Source organism: Arthrobacter sp. V1I7, assembly GCF_030817015.1.
Lineage (GTDB): Bacteria > Actinomycetota > Actinomycetes > Actinomycetales > Micrococcaceae > Arthrobacter.
This window is the reverse complement of record NZ_JAUSYS010000001.1, coordinates 4,196,395-4,212,893: the sequence shown is the minus strand read 5'-3', so window position 1 is coordinate 4,212,893 and position 16,499 is coordinate 4,196,395. Positions and strand designations below refer to the sequence as shown.

Sequence of the window (16,499 nt, the reverse complement as noted above, 5' to 3'; positions counted from 1 at the left end):
CCCCGCCGACCGCCGCACGCGCCGCGGCGGGCCTTTCTGCCCTAGTCCGGCCCGGGCCGTGGTGCCACCGTTAACCATGGGGTCGATTTTCTCCGACCAGCGCCGCCTCGTGGCCGTGGGGGCCGCCATAGCGCTGGCGGCAGCGGGGGTGGTCCTGGCGCTCATCTTTGCCGCACGTCCTCCGGCCGCCGGGCCAGCGGCTCCGGCCACGACCCCCGGTAACGCCAGCACCTTGACCCCGGGTGCGTCCGCCGGCGCGGCTCCGTCGGAAACCCGAACTTCGGACCCAAACGGTTCAACCCCCGCCGAACCGGCGCCGACGCCGCCGATCCCGGCAGAGCCGATTCCCGTTCCGCCTGTGCAGCCGCCCGCGCCGCTACCTCCCGGACCAGTGGTTCCCGGTCCGGCGTCTCCCGCCCCGGCGCCGCCCGTCCCCGGGGCGCCGTTTCCCGCAGAGCTTGCCGGCCGGGACCTCGAAGTCATCCCCGGCGCCGGACGGGTGGTGGCTTTGACGTTCGACGCCGGAGGCAATTCTGCCGGGCTGTCCGGGATCCTGCAGACGCTCGCGACCACCGGCGTCCGCGGCACATTCTTCCTGACCGGCAGCTGGGCCAGCTCCAACCCGGCGGGAGTCGCCACGATCATGGCCGGCGGACACCGGCTGGGCAACCACTCGATGACGCATCCGGGCTTCACCGGACTTCCGGATGCTGCGATCGGGGACCAGCTGATCCGGGCGCAGCAGGCCATCCAGGCGGCCGGCAGCGATCCCCGGCCGTTGTTCCGGTTTCCCTTCGGCGAACGCGATGCCCGGACCATTGCCACGGTGAACAGGCTCGGCTACCTGCCGGTCCGCTGGACCGTGGACACGCTGGGATGGAAAGGCACCAGCGGTGGGATCACGGCGCAGATTGTGGCGGACCGGGTCCTCGCGCAGCTCCAACCGGGGGAGATTGTCCTCATGCACATCGGGTCCAACCCCAGTGACGGAACCACGCTCGACGCCGACGCCCTCAGCCAGATCATCAGCCGAATCCAGCAGGCCGGCTACGGCTTCACCGCCCTTGATGCCGTGCTTGACTAGCGGTCCGCTGGCCGCGCAGCTGGACCGGTTCAGCGATCTGCAACACGGCGGCACCGGTGATGCGGCCCTCCGCGAGATCCAGCAGAGCCTGATCCGCGGCGGAAAAAGGGTAGGTCACGGTGGCGGGCCGGAGCGGGATCTCCGCGGCGATGCGGAAGAACTCCTCGCCGTCGGCACGGGTGTTGGCCGTGACGCTGCGGACTTGGCGTTCCTGAAACAGTTCCCGGGCGTAGTTCAGCGGCGGAATGTCGCTCAAGTGGATGCCGGCGACCGCGAGGGTCCCGCCACGGTCCAAGGCACGCAGTGCCACCGGCACCAGGCTGCCGGCCGGTGCGAACAGGATCGCGGCGTCCAGCGGGTCCGGCGGGTCCTCCTCCGCGCCGCCGGCGAACGTCGCGCCCAGTTCCAGGGCAAGACGCCGGGCGTTCTCCGACCGGGTCATGACATACAGGCGGGCGCCCTGGTAGAGGGCGATCTGGGCGGCCAGGTGTGCGGACCCGCCGAAACCATAGATCCCCAACCGGCCGCCGATGGGCAGGTCCGCCCGGAGCAGGGCGCGGTACCCGATGATGCCGGCGCAGAGCAGTGGTGCGGCCTCCTGATCCGAGAAGACCTCCGGAATGCGGTAGGCGAACTTCTCGGCCACGGTGACCAGCTCGGCATACCCGCCGTTCCGGTCCCACCCGGTGAAGGTCGGGTTCAGACAGAGGTTTTCCTGCCCGCGCAGGCAAAATCGGCAGGAGCCGCAGGTCCCGCCCAGCCATGCCACGCCGACGCGCTCACCCCGTTTGAACCGTTTGGCGCGCGGCCCGCACTGGAGTACTTCGCCAACGACTTCGTGCCCGGGAATCGTCCCGTCGTGCTTCGGCGCCAGATCGCCCACGGCCAGGTGCAGGTCCGTACGGCACACCCCGCAGACCCGGACCCTCAGCAGCACTTCGCCGGGACCCGGGCGGGGGTCAGGGCACTCCGCGACGGCGAGCGGACTCGTCCTGATCGGTCCCGGCCGGACCACCCGCCAAGCTCGCACCACGCACTCCTCTTCTCGCGCATTCCGTCTCTGCGCACCCGGGGCCTTTAGGAACACGTCCGGGTCTGGCGTCAGCGCGTAATCAGCACGTTGCAGCGCGCCTTGTGCAGCACAGCGGAAACAGTGTTGCCGGGGCCGCCCTCCCGGTTATGCGTTCCGATTACCAGTACGTCTGCCTCGCCTGCTGCCGCCAGCAGCTCCTTGGATGCGGCGCGGCCGTGGACCAGCGTGCCCGAGACCGCCAACTCCGGAGCCAGCTCCCGTGCTTCAGCCAAGGCATGGTCCAGCACTTCCTGGCCTTGGAGCGGGGTGTGACGGCCATGCTCGTCACGGTCCCCTCCGCGGGATTTGTCGATGTGGATCAGCTGCAGGGAGGTACCGAGCGTGGTCGCCAGATGGACGGCGCCGGCCAGGGCCGCTGAACTCCGTGACGTCCCGTCGATACCCACGACGACTGGCCTACCGGGGCTGCGCGGACGACGGATGGCAATCAGCGGGCAGGGCGAGGAGCCGGCCAGATCCAGGCAGACGGAGCCCGCCAGCTGCCCAAGTATGCCGCCGATGCCTCGGCTGCCGATCACCAGGAGGCGGGCATCCCAGGTGGCGCTCCGGAGAACCGGCGCCGGTAGCCCGGCTTCCATGACGCCGTCGACGGCGGCAGCGTCGGCACCGCCGTCGGCACTGCCGTCGGCACCGGCGTCGGCCGGGACGGCGGCACTTACCTCCGGTGAGGCGCCCGGGACCACGCCCGCGAGCGGTCGGTAGGCCTGACGGGCGAGCTCGACGCCTTCCGCAAGGATGGTTTCGGCGGAATGCCGCAGCCCGCTGCCTTCCACGCCTTTAACCGGCCCGAGGTTCTTGGTGAAGACGGGCCAGACCCAGGCGTGCACAACGCGGAGCGGGGACTGCAGGGTGGCCGCGTACTCGGCGGCCCACCGGACCGCCTGCTGCGCGGCCTCGGACCCGTCGTAGCCCACGGCCACCGTGCCGCGCCCCTGCCCTGCTGCAGGTGCCAACTGCTTCCTCCCGGGTCAGCCGGCGCTGACCGCCGGATCTGGCCCCAGTAGACCGCACCATGCCCGGCGGGGCTAGGGGCTTTGGTCCCGCGAGTCGCGCCGGTTCGTGGCATCCTTCCGGCCGGTATCCCCGTCGGTGTCGCCGTGTTGTTCACGCAGCTCGCGGCCGTGACGGATGTCTTCCTCTTCCTTTTCCTGCAGTTTGTCGCTCTTCTTGGTGTCACGGGGCGGCAGTTGGATGGTTTCCTCGGCCTGGATGCCGGCCTGGAGCTGGCGGCCACGTTCCATCTCGGCGTCGAACTCGGCACCGAACAGCAGTGACATGTTCAGGATCCAGAGCCACAGGAGTGACACGATGACGCCGCCGATCGTCCCGTAGGTCTCGTTGTAGCTGCTGAAGTTGGCCACGTACAGCGCGAAGCCGAGCGAGGCCAGCAGGAAGATCACCAAGGCGATGAATGACCCCGGGCTCATCCAACGGAATTTGGGCTGTTTCACGTTCGGGCTGGCGTAGTAAAGGATGGCGATCGCCAGCACGACAAGGACCACCATGACCGGCCATTTCACGATGTTCCAGAGGGTCAGGAAGGCCCCGCCCAAACCGATCACGTTGCCGACGGACTCCGCCACCGGCCCGGTGAGGACCAGCATGGCGGCCAGCACGATGACGATCAGCAGATTGACGATGGTGACGCCAACGATGGTGCCCCGGAACTTGATGAACGGCCGGCCTTCGTCGATTTCGTAGACCCGGTTCGTCGCCCGTGCAAACGCCGCGACGTAGCCGGAGGCTGACCAGAGGGCCATGAGGATGCCGACCACCAGGGTTAAACCGGCAGCGGAGGAGCTGCTGAGCTTCTGGATCGGCTCGCGGATGGCTTCCACCGTGTCAGCCGGGGCGAAGCCCTGGACGATCTCCAGGAGCGCGCCAGTGGTCCTCTCGGCCTGGCCGAAGATGCCCAACAGCGACACCAGGGCCAGGAGCGCCGGGAAGAGCGAGAGGACCGCGTAGTAGGTCAGGGCCGCGGCGAGGTCGGGACACTGGTCCTTGGTGAATTCGCGCAGCGTCTTCTTCGCGATGTACTTCCACGAGGGTTTGGTGACATCCGTGGGGCTGTCCGGCTTGCGGGAGTCGTCCGGGGCAGGCGCCGTGCGGGCCTTGGCGGTGCTGCTGTCCTCGGTTTCCGCGTCGGTAGGGGCGTGCTCGGCGTCGTTCGTTGCCATGGGGACCATCCTTTAGGGGTTTTCAGTGCAGCGGTCGGCCGCCCGTCACGTTCCCGCAGGGCGGCCGGCCGGATCCTGCGTGCTTAAGCCTGCTGGACGGTGTCCTTGGCGTCCGCAGCTTTGTCCTTCACGTCGGCCACAGCGCCCTGGCCCTCGGCCTTGACATGCTCGGTGGCGTCCGCGGCGGTTGCCTTGACGTTTTCCACGGCCGCCTGGGCGGGCTCCTTGAGCCCCTCGGCGATGTTCTTGGCGGCGTCGGTGAGTTCCGTCGTGAGCGGTTCCGCGGTCGTCTTGAGCGCCTCGGCGGCTTCGCGCTCCTTCTGGCTGGCCGGAATCAGGGACGAGACCAGCAGGCCTGCCCCGAACGCGATCAGACCCGCTGCCAGCGGGTTGCCCTGGGCTTTGGCCCTGACCTGGGTCGGAGCGTCCCCAATCGCGGAGCCGACGTTCCCAATCGCGGAGCCGGCGTCGCCAAGGTGCGAACCGGCACTGCCCGCGGCGGAATGCACGTTACCGGCTGCGTGGTCGGCTGCTCCCATGACTTTCTCCTTTACTCCGAAGACGGCGTCCTTGACGGACTTTGTCACTTTGTCACTTTGCCGTTGGACGATGTGCGACGGCGTGGCCTTGTCCACCACTGCGTCGATGTTCGTGCCGAGGCGCGCGCGGGTTGCTTCGATATGTGCTCGGATGACATCAGGGTTTTCACTCATACTGTTTCCTCGCTGGATCTAAGAGCTGGGCTTGAGCGTGGGGGGAATTTCCTGCACGGTCCCGACAGTCTGGGGCAGGCCCTTGACCGCCTTGAGCTCCTTGCGGCCGGTCGAGGCCAGGACGGCTGCAACGATGCACCAGATGATGGCGACAACAACGCCGGACCAGCCCAGTCCCATCAGCCCTCCGAGCGCCCACCAGAGCGCCAGGGAGAGGAACAGCAGTACGAAGTGACCCGCGACGCCGGCGCCGGCGAGCATTCCGCTGCCCTTGCCGGCCCGTGTGGCGGACAGTTTGAGCTCGATCTTGGCCAGCTCGACTTCCTGCCGCATCAGGGTGGACACGTCCTGTGCCACGTCGCCGAGGAGCTCACCCAGGGACGATGTTTCGGCCTTGGCCCGCGCGGCTGTGGGAGGCACCTCGCTGCTCATCGACGGCCACTGTCAAAGGGGTCGTCGCGGGGCGGGTCGGTGCGGAACGGATCGGGGACCACCGGCTCAGAGCCCCACCGGTCCTGCCGGCCGCCGGCGCCCGGGTCGGAGTCCAGTGGGTTGGGCGGGTACGTGTCGGCTGCGCTCGCCGTCGTCGTTGCCGGAGCCGGCAGCTGCACGGACGGCGGGGGGACTGCCGTCCCGGTATCCGGAACCCGGGAGACCGAAGCGCCCGATGCGGTGCCCGTCGTTTCGGGAGCGCCCGCGGAGAGGCTCCGGCTCAGCCGTCCGGCCAGTACGCCTGCACCGGCCGCGAGCAGCAGGAACGTGCCGGGACGCTGGCGCGCGTACGACTTTACTTCTGTCAGCAGCGAACCGGGATCGCGTCCGTCAAGCCAGGACGCGACGGCGGAAGACCGCTCGGCGGCTTGGCGCACGAGGTCGCTGGCGACCCCGGGCTGATCGGAAGCCGAGGCCATGGAGTGCAGCTCGGTCGAGAAGGAACGCAGGCCCTCGGCGACCTTCTGCTGCTGCGTGCCGGCCTGGTCGGTGAGATCAGTTTTGGCCTGGTGCAGGAGGTCCCTGGCGTTTGTCTTGACCTCGGCCGCGACGTTGGCGGCTTCCGTTTTCGCCGTCTCTGCAACATTTTGGGCCGCGTCGGCGGCCTGGCGGGTTACTTCCGCGGCTTCGTCCTTGGCGGCATCCTTCTTGGAGCCTGCACCCGCGGACGCGCCAAGCGGTGTTCCGGCGCCCGTGCCGGCGGGAAAGGTCGATGCCGGCCGGACGGGAGTCTGCTGGGTAGCCGGAGGGGTGCCGAGGCTCCCGTCCTGGTGCCATTGGTTCTCTGTCATCTTCGCTCTCTTTCCAAGAAGATCGGATGCTGATCGCAAACCAGCAATGCTGGAGTACCAATAGTAAGCATGGTTACTATTGAATAGTAAGTACCCTTGTTGTTCTTTTTGCGAGCTGCCTGATGACGGGGGGAGTTTGCCGCCGGGCGCCGCTCCGGCCGGGCAGCCCGGTGAACTAGGGTTAAAGGATGAGGAAAACGGCGGACGGCTGATGGCGAAGCGGGGCAGGGCGGCCAGCCGGAATGCCGGACAGGCGACGCCGGGTGTCGTGGAGGTGTCCAAGGGAAGCCGCCCGGACGGCCCGGTTGAGGGCGTCTACTACATCGACACCGGCGACTGTGAGCTGATCCCGGACCAGGATAATTCCACCGGTTGGTTGCTGCGCATCAACGGCGTGATGAGCTCCCACATCGATCTGGCCGATCCGCTGTTCCTTGACTTCGAGTACATGCGCTGGATCGCGGCACTGGTGGAATCGCGCTGGCCCCCGGACACGAGGCCGAAGCTGCGCGCCCTTCACCTCGGCGGGGGAGCATGCTCGTTGGCGCGCTACTTCCATGCCGCCTACCCGGAGGCCCGCCAGGTGGTCGTGGAGCTGGACGGCAAGCTCGCCGAGTACGTCCGCGGTTGGTTTGATCTGCCCAAGGCCCCGCTGCTGCGGCTGCGCGTGGGGGAGGCGCGGGAGGTCACCGAAAGCCTGACCCCGGAGACCCGCGACGTCATCATCCGCGATGTCTTCGCCGGCTCGGTCACGCCCCGGCCGCTGACCACGCGGGAATTCACCGCGCATGCCAAGCGGGTCCTGGCGCCCGGCGGGATCTATGCCGTCAATTCCGGCGATGCCCCCGATTTGAGGAATGCGCGGGAGGACGCGGCTACCATCGCGGAGGCCTTCAAGCACACCATGATCATTGCGGACCCGGCGATGCTCAAGGGCCGGCGCTACGGCAACATGGTCATGGTCGGCAGCGATCTTCCGTTCGAGGACGACCCCCGGCTGGCGCGCCGGCTGCTGGGCGGTGCGATGCCGGCCCATATCTGGAACGATGCCAGGGTCCGCGCCTTCGCCGCCGGTGCCCCCGTCCGGCGCGACCCCGTAACCCCGTCGATTGCTCCGTGACGGCCCTTTTGCTGCCTCAGAGCGGCGGTTACGGAGCAGCCGGTGAGTTCCCGCCCCGGCCCATCAGTGCCTCGCGGTGGTTTGCGGTCTGTTGCCGCAGCGCCTGCGCCACAGCAGCCACCGCCGGACGGCGCATGGAATCGGGGCGCAACACCATCCAATACGGCAGCAGCTCGGCAAACTCCTCAGGGAGCAGCCGAACGAGATCCGGGTGCAGATCCGCCGCGAAGCAGGGCAGGAAGCCGATCCCGGCACCGGCGCGCGTCGCCTCCACGTGGACAAAGACGTTCGTGGAGCTCAGCCCTTCCCGCATGCTCGGCACCAGCCGGCGCGGCGCGTCCAGATCGTCCACCTGGAGCATGGAATCGACGAAGTACACGAGGGCATGGGCCGTCAGCTCCTCCGCCGTCGCCGGGGTGCCATATTCCGCCAGATAGTCGCGGGAGGCATACATCCCGAGCATGTATTCGCCGAGCCGCGCCGCCGCGGCCCGGTGCACCTGGGGCTCTCCCACCACCACTTCAATATCCAGGCCGGAGCGCTGCTGGAGCGCCCGCCGGGTCACCGTGATGATCTCGACGCTGAGACCGGGGTGCTCACGGCGGAGCCGGGCGACCGCGGGCGCCGCGATGTAGGCGCTGAAGCCGTCGGTTGCGGTCATCCGGACGACGCCGGTGATCGGGTCCGGCGTGCGGCCGGTCTGTTCGAGCGCCCGGACGGCTTCCTCCACCCGCTCTCCCACCTGCGCGGCTTCAACCCCGAGGTCCGTAAGCTCCCAGCCCCCCGCGGCCCGGGACAGCACCCGGCCGCCCAGCGCCTTCTCCAGGGCCGCGATCCGGCGGGAGACGGTCGTGTGGTTCAGCCCCAAAGTCTGGGCCGCCGTCGTGAACTTTGCGGAACGGGCGACGGCCAGCAGCACGAGCAGGTCGTCGGGGTTTGCCTTCATATCTGCAATTCTGCACACAAGGGGTGCCGGTTTGACCATTGAATCGCCCGCTTTCTGCAGCAATACTCAGTGAAGCTGCTCAGTGCCGTGCATCCTGCCTCGCCTGGGCCGTTATTGACGCGAACTGAGGAGTGCAGACATGGAGAGCAGCTTGAACGGCCGCAAGGCCCTCGTCACGGGCGGAGCCGGCGGGATCGGTGCCGCCAGCGTCCGTGCCCTGGCGGCGCGCGGCGCCAAGGTGACGATCGCCGACGTCGACGAAGCAGCGGCTTCGGCCCTGGCCGACGAAGTGGGCGGCACCGCCTGGGCGATCGACCTGCTCGACGTCGAGGCCCTCCAGACCCTGAGCCTGGACTGCGATATCCTCGTCAACAATGCCGGCATCCAGCGGGTCAGCCCCATTGAGGATTTTGATCCGGCGGACTTCCGCCGCATCATCACGCTCATGCTCGAGGCCCCGTTCCTGCTGATCCGCGCCGCCCTGCCACACATGTACGCCAACGGTTTCGGCCGGATCATCAACCTGTCCTCCGTGCACGGCCTGCGCGCCTCGCCGTTCAAGAGCGCCTACGTCTCCGCCAAGCACGGCCTGGAGGGGCTGAGCAAAGTCACCGCACTCGAGGGCGGCGCGCACGGCGTCACGTCCAACTGCATCAACCCCGGCTACGTCCGGACGCCCCTGGTGGAGACCCAGATCGCGGACCAGGCGAAGGTGCACGGGATCCCGGAGTCCGAGGTGCTCGCCAGGATCATGCTGACCGAGTCAGCCATTAAGCGCCTCGTCGAGCCGGAGGAAGTGGCCTCCCTGGTGGCCTGGCTCGCCTCGGACGACGCCGGTATGGTCACCGGCGCCAGCTACACCATGGACGGCGGCTGGTCCGCCCGCTGATCCTGCAGCTCTGCGGACGCGCCGCTCGCGCCGGACATGGGCGAAGGGTGCGTCATTACCGGCAGGAGACGGCGGCCTACTTGCCGGGCTGAAGGTCCGGTGCGTTCCCGACAAGCGCCAGCGTGCCGCCCAGCCCGATCATCATCACACCGCCCGTGGTGCCCAGGGCGGCAATCCTCCGCGGCGAACTGGCGAACCAGTGGCGTGCCGTCCCGGCCGCGAAGGCCCACGCACTGTCCGAAACCAATGCAATCAACAGGAACAGTGCGCCCAGGGTGCCCAGCTGCAGCGGGATCGCGCCGGCTTCATAGTCAACAAACTGCGGCAGCACCGCCACGAAGAACACAATCGATTTGGGGTTCGTGGCGCCGACGATGAAGCCCTCCCGAAGCATGCGGACGGTGGACGCCGAACGCGAGGGGTCTGCCGCCGCCGGCCCACTTCCGCGGTGTCGGATGGCCTGGATGCCGAGGTAGATGAGGTAGGCCGCGCCGGCGAACTTCACGACGCTGAACAGCAGGACGGATTGGGCCAACACCACGCCGACGCCCAGCGCCACCGCGGCGATCTGCAGCAGTTCGCCGAGGGCGTTGCCCAGCACGCTGAACAGTCCGCCCTTGCGTCCGAGCGCCAGCGACCGCCCGATCACGAACAGCACGCTCGGCCCGGGAACAGCAATGAGCAGGAAGGCCGCAATCGCGAAGGCGAGCAGGTTTGTGGCTGGTACCATGCCTGATCCTAACTCCGGCCCGCCCCCTGCACGCCAGCGGTTTCGTCCACGAGTTCGGCCCGGACACGGCCGTGGCCGCGGACCCGCAGCCGGTAGGCAACCACCAGCAGCCCGAGCCAGACCGCGCCCACATACAGCGCCACCCGGGTGTCTTCAAAAGCGCCAAGGATCGCGAAGACGAGGGCCATGAAGACGAGGGTCAGCACGGATGCCGCCGGCCACCACGGTGAGGGGAATTCCGACGCCGGCAGATTCTTGCGGGTGATCTCGCGCTTCATCGCGACATGGGAGGCGAGGATCATGACCCAGACCCAAACTGTGGCGAAGGTCGCGATCGAGGCGATCAGCAAGAACACGTCCTCGGGGATCACCGCGTTCAGCACCACGCCCACCAGCAGGATGGCGGCCATCATGACAACGGTCAGCCACGGCACGCCGTGGCGGGAGACCTTGCCGAAACTGGCGGGGGCGTGCCCCTGCCGGGCCAGGCCGAAGAGGATCCGGCCGGCGCCGAAAATGTCGCTGTTAATCGCCGACAGCGCGGCAGTGATCACCACGGCGTTGAGGATGTGGGGTGCGGCCGGAATGCCCAGGCCGCTGAAGATCTGCACGAACGGGCTGCCGTTGGTGCCGATCTCGTTCCACGGGAACAGGCTCATCAGCACGCCAAGGGTCAGCACGTAGAACAGCAGCACCCGCACCGGAACGGTGTTGACGGCCTTCGGAATGACCGACTTCGGGTCGGCTGCCTCGCCGGCTGTGACGCCGATGGTCTCGATCCCGCCGAAGGCGAACATCACGACGGCGAACGAGGCCAGGAGTCCTTCGAAGCCGTTGGGGAACAGCCCGCCGTGCTCCACGAGATTGCCCAGACCCGGGGCCACCGTGGCGCCGCCGGCCTGGAATCCGAACACGATGATGGCCGCCCCGCCGGCAATCATCGCGATGATTGCCACGACCTTGATCAGCGAGAACCAGAATTCGAGTTCGCCGAAGACTTTCACGCTGAGCAGGTTCAACGCCGCGAGGAAGAAGATGATGGCCAGCACCCAAATCCAGCGTTCCACCGCGGGGAACCAGAATCCCATGTAGATGCTGAATGCGGTGACGTCCGCGATGGCCACGATCGCCATCTCGAACACGTAGGTCCAGCCGGTGACGAAGCCGGCCAGCGGGCCGAGGTAGCGGCTTGCGTACTGTCCGAAGGAGCCCGACACCGGGTGCCGGACCGCCATCTCGCCCAGGGCCCGCATCACCATGAAGACGGCCGCGCCGCCGATCATGTAGGCGAACAATACGGCCGGGCCTGCCTTCTGGATCGCGGAGGCCGAGCCGTAGAACAGCCCCGTGCCAATGGCCGATCCCAGGGCCATGAAGCGGATGTGCCGGACGTTGAGCCCCCGATTCAGGACGGTCTCGGCGGCGGCGCCGATACTTCTGCCGGCTGTTGCCCGGGCTGAAGGGGGTGCGGCCTCGGCGGCGGTCTGGGCTTGTTGCATGCGAATACCTTCTCGTCATTGGGAGGGGGATCGCTATCCAGCAGACCATGTCCGGCGGGGCTGTGATCAGTGTCATGGGCAAATGGTGTCTTTGATTTCAGACTGGGCGGCGGTGGTGGGCCAAATCCTCGATGTCGAACACTATTGACTCCGTGTAAAAGTTTCTTTACGTTTGCCATGTCAGCTTTGTTTTACATGGGAGCGGAAATGTCCTTCGAAGAGAAAAGTGCCTGGGTCATGGGCCTGCTCGCGGTCGCGGCCTACACCGTGTACCTCGCCGTGGTGCTGGCACTGTCCGGCGTTATGCCGCTGACCGAGGTGCCGTACGTGGCGCCCTTGCTGTGGACCGTCGGGGGATCGATCGCCGCCTCCGTCGTGCTGCACACCGTGATCAGGACCTTCTCCGCCAAAGATGCGGGCATCAAGGATCAGCGCGACAAGGAGATCTACCGCTTCGGCGAATACATCGGCCAGTCCTTCCTCGTTCTCGGAGGAGTGGCCGCCCTGATCATGGCGATGGCCGAGGTAAACCACTTCTGGATTGCCAACGCCATCTACCTGGCCTTTTTCCTCTCGGCGATCCTGGGCTCCGTGGCAAAGATCCTGGCCTACCGCCGCGGCTTCCAGCCATGGTGAAGCCCACCAGGGTCACAAACTCCATCCGCCGCCTCCGCTTCGAGCGGGGCGAACTGACCCAGGCTGAGCTTGCCGAGCGCATCGGCGTCACCCGCCAGACCGTCATCGCCATCGAACAGGGCCGCTACTCGCCCTCGCTCGAGCTGGCATTCCAGATTGCCCACGTCCTCAGGGTCCCCCTCGACGATGTGTTCCAGTATCCCGGCAGCGAAGGAGAAGCACCATGAAAGCGATTGTTCAGGACGTTTACGGACCGGCGGAGGTACTGGAGTTGCGCGACGTGGACAAGCCGGTACCCGGCGAGGACGAGGTGCTCATCCGGGTGCGGGCCGCCGGCGTCGACCAGGGCGTCTGGCACCTGATGACCGGGCTGCCCTACCTGACCCGCGCCGCCGGTTTCGGCCTTAAGGCGCCCAAAATCGGCATCCGCGGACGGGAGCTCGCCGGGGAGGTGGAGGCGGTCGGCCGGAACGTCGTCGGATTCCGGCCGGGGGACGGGGTGTTCGGTACCGCCGAGGGGTCCTTCGCCGAATACGTGTGCGCCAAGGAGGACAGGCTCGCGCTCAAGCCGGTGAACCTCAGCTTTGAGCAGGCGGCCGCGGTGCCCATCTCCGCCGGAACGGCGCTCCAGGGGCTCCGCGACAGCGGCCGGGTCCAGCCCGGACAGGACGTCCTGATTATCGGCGCGGGTGGGGGAGTCGGGGCCTATGCCGTGCAGCTGGCCAAGTCCTTCGGGGCGCGCGTCGCCGGTGTGTGCAGCACCGCCAAGACGGAGCTCGTCCGGTCCATCGGCGCTGACCACGTCATCGACTACACGCACGACGACTTCTCCGACGGCGCGAAGCAGTGGGACCTGATTCTCGACACCGCCGGAAACCGCCGACTTTCGGTCCTCCGCCGGGCGCTGAAGCCGCACGGCACCCTGGTGATCGTCGGCGGCGAGGGCGGCGGAAAGCTGACGGGCGGTTTCGAACGCTCGCTTCGTGCCGCAGGCCTGTCCCTCTTCGTGGGCCAGAAGCTCAAGGGACTTCTTGCCGTCGAGCGGGCCGAGGACCTCCGCGCCCTGGCCGAGCTCATCGAAGCAGGCAAGGTGACGCCGGTCATCGACCGGAGCTTTGCGCTGGGCGACGCTCCGGCGGCCATCGAGTACATGCACGCGGGCAAGGCCCGCGGCAAGGTGGTCATCACGATCTGAGCTGAGCCGGGCCGCACCGCGCCCGGTTGCACCGGTCCCGGGGGCTGGGCGGCCGGCGGGAGTAGTGGCGCGGAGGGACGCGGTGCTGGACCGGCGCTCCGGCCCGGTAGCTCAGCGGTATCCGGAGGCATCCGCCGGGAGGCCCGCTTCCTGGACCTCCACCAGATAGCGCCAGCAGTCGGGCCGCAGGCCGTCCCTTGAGGCGAACGGCAAATGTCCGGGATACCAGACATGGGGAGCCGGAGCGGCACGCGTACTTGCAGCATTGTGGAGCATGCTTAAGTACGGGATACCGGACACTCTGATCCGGAGGCCGGACACCGCCAATTTCGAAGAGGACGCGTGGCAGCCAGCAGCAGCACCCTGAACAGCATCACGCCGGACGCCCCTGCGCGTGCGGCGCCCGGCACCGCCATCAAGCCCGGCACCGCTATCAACCCCCGCGCCGCCGTCAATCCCGGCGCGAAGACCGCAAAGCCGACGTCGAAGGTGCCGGCGGCGGAGAACACCCTGCGTATCCTCAAACTGCTGGCCTCCAAGCGGGGGCCCATGGCGGCGTCGAACATTGCCGCGGCGCTGGGCCTGCCCCGCTCCAGCGTTTATCACCTGCTTGGCGTGATGGAAGCGAACGGCTTCGTCCTGCACCTGCACGAGGAGCAGCGCTACGGCCTGGGCATCAGCGCCTTCGAACTCAGCTCGGCCTATTCCCGGCAGGAACCGCTCTCCCGGCTCGGTCGGCCGCTGCTCGCCTCGCTCGTGGACGTGATCGGCGAAAGCGCCCACCTCGCTGTGCTGCACGGCCGCGACGTGCTCTACATCGTGGAGGAGCGGGCGAAGAACCGGCCCTCGCTCGTGACCGATGTCGGCGTCCGGCTCCCCAGCCACCTGACCGCGAGCGGGCGTGCCATCCTCGCGGCGTTGCCGAAATCCCAGGTCCGTGCGCTCTATCCCAACGCGGCCGCCTTCAGTGCCCGGCATGAGACCGAATCGCCCATCAGAAAGTACTCGACGCTGTCCTCGCACCTGGACCAGGTCCGGCAGCGCGGCTACGCGACCGAACATGGCGAGGTGACGCCGGGCTTCGGTTCAATCGCCGCCGCCGTCACAGACCATGTGGGCTGGCCGACGGCCGCCGTCGCCGTAACCTTCCTCGAGGACAAGCTTCCCGCGGAGCAATGGCCGGCCCTGGCCGCTCGGGTGCAGAAGGTCGCGGACGAGCTCTCCATCCGCATCCACGGCCGCCCCTCAGCCTGACCCCGACTCCGGGGACAGCGGCGGGGCTTGGCGTTGGTCTGGTATCCCGGACAGTACCCATCCCTGGCCCCTGTTTCCGTGGCTGCGCGCAGGCTTTAGTTGATACAGAACCTCATCCACCGAACCACTGAACCACCGAGAAACGAAGGAGCCCTCATGGCACCCGCCGATTTCACCACCGGTGCCCGCCCGGTCAAAGCTGCCCGCGGCACCGAGCTCACCGCCAAGAGCTGGCAGACGGAAGCCCCGCTGCGCATGCTCATGAACAACCTGGACCCCGAGGTCGCCGAACGCCCGGATGACCTTGTAGTCTACGGCGGCACCGGCCGCGCCGTCCGGTCCTGGGCAGCGTTCGACGCGATCACCCGCACGCTGGAGACCATGGAAAAGGACGAGACCCTGTTGGTCCAGTCCGGCAAGCCCGTCGGGGTCTTCCGCACCAACGAATGGGCGCCTCGTGTGCTCCTGGCCAACTCGAACCTCGTGGGGGACTGGGCCAACTGGCCCGAATTCCGCCGGCTTGAGGCCGAGGGCCTGATGATGTACGGCCAGATGACCGCCGGCTCCTGGATCTACATTGGCACCCAGGGCATCCTGCAGGGCACCTTCGAGACCTTCGCCGCGATCGCCCGCAAACTCACCGGCGACGAGAACGGCACCCTCGCCGGCACCCTGACCCTTACCGGCGGCTGCGGCGGCATGGGCGGTGCCCAGCCGCTCGCCGTGACCCTGAACGACGGCGCCTGCCTGATCGTCGACGTCGACGAAAGCCACCTGCGCCGCCGCGCCGGCAAACGTTACCTCGACGAGGTGGAAACCGACCTCGACGCCGCCATCGCCAAGGTCCTGGCGGCCAAGGCAGAGCGCCGCGGCTGGTCCGTCGGTTACGTCGGCAACGCAGCGGAAGTCTTCCCGGAAATCCTGCGCCGCCACAATGCCGGCGAGCTCACCGTCGACATCGTCACGGACCAGACCTCCGCCCACGACCCGCTGAGCTACCTCCCCGAGGGCATCACGGTCGAGGATTGGCACCGTGAGGCCGCGGCAGATCCGGAGGGCTTCACCAAGAAGGCCCAGGCCTCAATGGCCCGGCACGTCCAGGCGATGGTCGAGTTCCAGGACGCCGGCGCCGAGGTGTTCGACTATGGCAACTCGATCCGCGACGAGGCCCGCAAGGGCGGCTACAACCGGGCGTTCGAATTCCCCGGCTTCGTCCCGGCCTACATCCGCCCGCTGTTCTGCGAGGGCCTCGGCCCGTTCCGTTGGGTCGCGCTCTCCGGTGACCCCGAGGACATCGCCGTCACCGATGCGGCCATCAAGGAACTCTTCCCGGAGAACAAGCACCTGCACCGCTGGATCGACGCCGCCCAGGAACGCGTCGAGTTCGAGGGCCTGCCGGCCCGCATCTGCTGGCTGGGCTACGGTGACCGCGCCAAGGCCGGGCTGCTGTTCAACCAGCTGGTCAAGGAGGGCAAGGTCAAGGCACCCATCGTGATCGGCCGCGACCACCTGGACTCCGGCTCCGTCGCCTCGCCGTACCGCGAGACCGAGGCCATGGCCGACGGCTCCGACGCGATCGCCGACTGGCCGCTGCTCAACGCCCTGCTCAACACCGCCTCCGGCGCCACTTGGGTTTCCCTCCACCACGGCGGCGGAGTCGGGATCGGCCGCTCCATCCATGCCGGCCAGGTGTCCGTCGCCGACGGCACCGACCTCGCCGCGCAGAAGCTCGAACGCCTCCTCACCAACGACCCCGGTATGGGCGTCATCCGCCACGCCGATGCAGGCTACGACCGCGCCGTCGAGGTCGCCCAGGAACGCGGCGTCCGCATCCCCATGTCGGAGTCGGCAGACTCCGCAGAAGCAAAGAAGTAGGAACA

17 protein-coding genes are annotated in these 16,499 nt (G+C 67.9%); 8 read left to right on the top strand and 9 right to left on the bottom strand.

Going from position 1 to position 16,499, the window contains the following annotated elements:
* Positions 1 to 76 precede the first annotated feature (76 nt).
* Positions 77 to 1,084 (top strand): polysaccharide deacetylase family protein, encoded by a 1,008-nt coding sequence (locus QFZ69_RS19340; protein ID WP_306913674.1) that lies wholly within the window; start codon positions 77 to 79, stop codon positions 1,082 to 1,084.
* On the opposite strand, the gene QFZ69_RS19335 is transcribed toward QFZ69_RS19340, so the two are convergent.
* From QFZ69_RS19335 to QFZ69_RS19310, 6 genes are all read right to left on the bottom strand, one after another.
* Positions 1,056 to 2,114, bottom strand: a complete 1,059-nt coding sequence (locus QFZ69_RS19335; RefSeq protein WP_306913672.1) for a zinc-dependent alcohol dehydrogenase family protein — start codon at positions 2,112 to 2,114, stop codon at positions 1,056 to 1,058. The genes QFZ69_RS19340 and QFZ69_RS19335 overlap by 29 nt on opposite strands.
* 71 nt (positions 2,115 to 2,185) lie before the next feature.
* Entirely contained in the window at positions 2,186 to 3,130 is a 945-nt protein-coding gene (locus tag QFZ69_RS19330) for a universal stress protein (protein ID WP_306913671.1), read from the bottom strand.
* 72 nt (positions 3,131 to 3,202) lie between these two features.
* Positions 3,203 to 4,354 (bottom strand): YihY/virulence factor BrkB family protein, encoded by a 1,152-nt coding sequence (locus QFZ69_RS19325; RefSeq protein WP_307000343.1) that lies wholly within the window; start codon positions 4,352 to 4,354, stop codon positions 3,203 to 3,205.
* Positions 4,355 to 4,437: 83 nt separating this feature from the next.
* On the bottom strand, positions 4,438 to 5,067 hold the full coding sequence (locus tag QFZ69_RS19320) for a DUF3618 domain-containing protein (protein WP_306913670.1): 630 nt from the start codon (positions 5,065 to 5,067) through the stop codon (positions 4,438 to 4,440).
* Between the two features lie 18 nt (positions 5,068 to 5,085).
* On the bottom strand, positions 5,086 to 5,499 hold the full coding sequence (locus QFZ69_RS19315) for a phage holin family protein (RefSeq protein WP_306913669.1): 414 nt from the start codon (positions 5,497 to 5,499) through the stop codon (positions 5,086 to 5,088).
* On the bottom strand, positions 5,496 to 6,350 hold the full coding sequence (locus tag QFZ69_RS19310; protein ID WP_306913668.1) for a hypothetical protein: 855 nt from the start codon (positions 6,348 to 6,350) through the stop codon (positions 5,496 to 5,498). Before QFZ69_RS19310 ends, QFZ69_RS19315 begins: the two co-directional genes overlap by 4 nt.
* A 211-nt stretch (positions 6,351 to 6,561) precedes the next feature.
* On the opposite strand from QFZ69_RS19310, the gene QFZ69_RS19305 reads away from it, so the two are divergent.
* Positions 6,562 to 7,470: a spermidine synthase gene (locus tag QFZ69_RS19305; protein WP_306913667.1), complete on the top strand. Its 909-nt coding sequence runs from the start codon at positions 6,562 to 6,564 to the stop codon at positions 7,468 to 7,470.
* 28 nt (positions 7,471 to 7,498) lie between these two features.
* Here QFZ69_RS19305 and QFZ69_RS19300 read toward each other — a convergent pair whose 3' ends face one another.
* On the bottom strand, positions 7,499 to 8,416 hold the full coding sequence (locus QFZ69_RS19300; RefSeq protein ID WP_307000341.1) for a LysR family transcriptional regulator: 918 nt from the start codon (positions 8,414 to 8,416) through the stop codon (positions 7,499 to 7,501).
* A 139-nt stretch (positions 8,417 to 8,555) separates the two neighbouring features.
* Between QFZ69_RS19300 and QFZ69_RS19295 the strand changes: the two genes are divergently transcribed.
* Positions 8,556 to 9,305 (top strand): 3-hydroxybutyrate dehydrogenase, encoded by a 750-nt coding sequence (locus QFZ69_RS19295; RefSeq protein WP_306913665.1) that lies wholly within the window; start codon positions 8,556 to 8,558, stop codon positions 9,303 to 9,305.
* A 76-nt stretch (positions 9,306 to 9,381) separates the two neighbouring features.
* Here the strand turns inward: QFZ69_RS19295 and QFZ69_RS19290 are convergent, their stop codons facing one another.
* Both QFZ69_RS19290 and QFZ69_RS19285 read right to left on the bottom strand, forming a co-directional pair.
* Complete coding sequence (locus QFZ69_RS19290; RefSeq protein ID WP_306913663.1) at positions 9,382 to 10,035, bottom strand: LysE family translocator; 654 nt, start codon at positions 10,033 to 10,035, stop codon at positions 9,382 to 9,384.
* A gap of 8 nt (positions 10,036 to 10,043) precedes the next feature.
* Entirely contained in the window at positions 10,044 to 11,534 is a 1,491-nt protein-coding gene (locus tag QFZ69_RS19285; RefSeq protein WP_306913662.1) for an amino acid permease, read from the bottom strand.
* Positions 11,535 to 11,711: 177 nt separating this feature from the next.
* Here QFZ69_RS19285 and QFZ69_RS19280 point away from each other — a divergent pair, with 177 nt between their 5' ends.
* The 5 genes from QFZ69_RS19280 to QFZ69_RS19260 all read left to right on the top strand — a co-directional run bounded on the left by QFZ69_RS19280 (position 11,712) and on the right by QFZ69_RS19260 (position 16,494).
* Positions 11,712 to 12,170: a hypothetical protein gene (locus tag QFZ69_RS19280; RefSeq protein ID WP_306913661.1), complete on the top strand. Its 459-nt coding sequence runs from the start codon at positions 11,712 to 11,714 to the stop codon at positions 12,168 to 12,170.
* Complete coding sequence (locus tag QFZ69_RS19275; protein ID WP_306913659.1) at positions 12,164 to 12,397, top strand: helix-turn-helix transcriptional regulator; 234 nt, start codon at positions 12,164 to 12,166, stop codon at positions 12,395 to 12,397. The genes QFZ69_RS19280 and QFZ69_RS19275 overlap by 7 nt, the downstream gene beginning before the upstream one ends.
* A complete protein-coding gene (locus QFZ69_RS19270) occupies positions 12,394 to 13,365 on the top strand; it encodes an NAD(P)-dependent alcohol dehydrogenase (RefSeq protein WP_307000338.1) in 972 nt (323 codons plus the stop codon). The genes QFZ69_RS19275 and QFZ69_RS19270 overlap by 4 nt, the downstream gene beginning before the upstream one ends.
* A 432-nt stretch (positions 13,366 to 13,797) precedes the next feature.
* On the top strand, positions 13,798 to 14,619 hold the full coding sequence (locus tag QFZ69_RS19265) for an IclR family transcriptional regulator (RefSeq protein ID WP_306919510.1): 822 nt from the start codon (positions 13,798 to 13,800) through the stop codon (positions 14,617 to 14,619).
* A gap of 156 nt (positions 14,620 to 14,775) precedes the next feature.
* The gene (locus QFZ69_RS19260) at positions 14,776 to 16,494 is read left to right on the top strand and encodes a urocanate hydratase (protein WP_306913657.1); all 1,719 of its coding nucleotides are present in this window, start codon (positions 14,776 to 14,778) and stop codon (positions 16,492 to 16,494) included.
* Positions 16,495 to 16,499 lie beyond the last annotated feature (5 nt).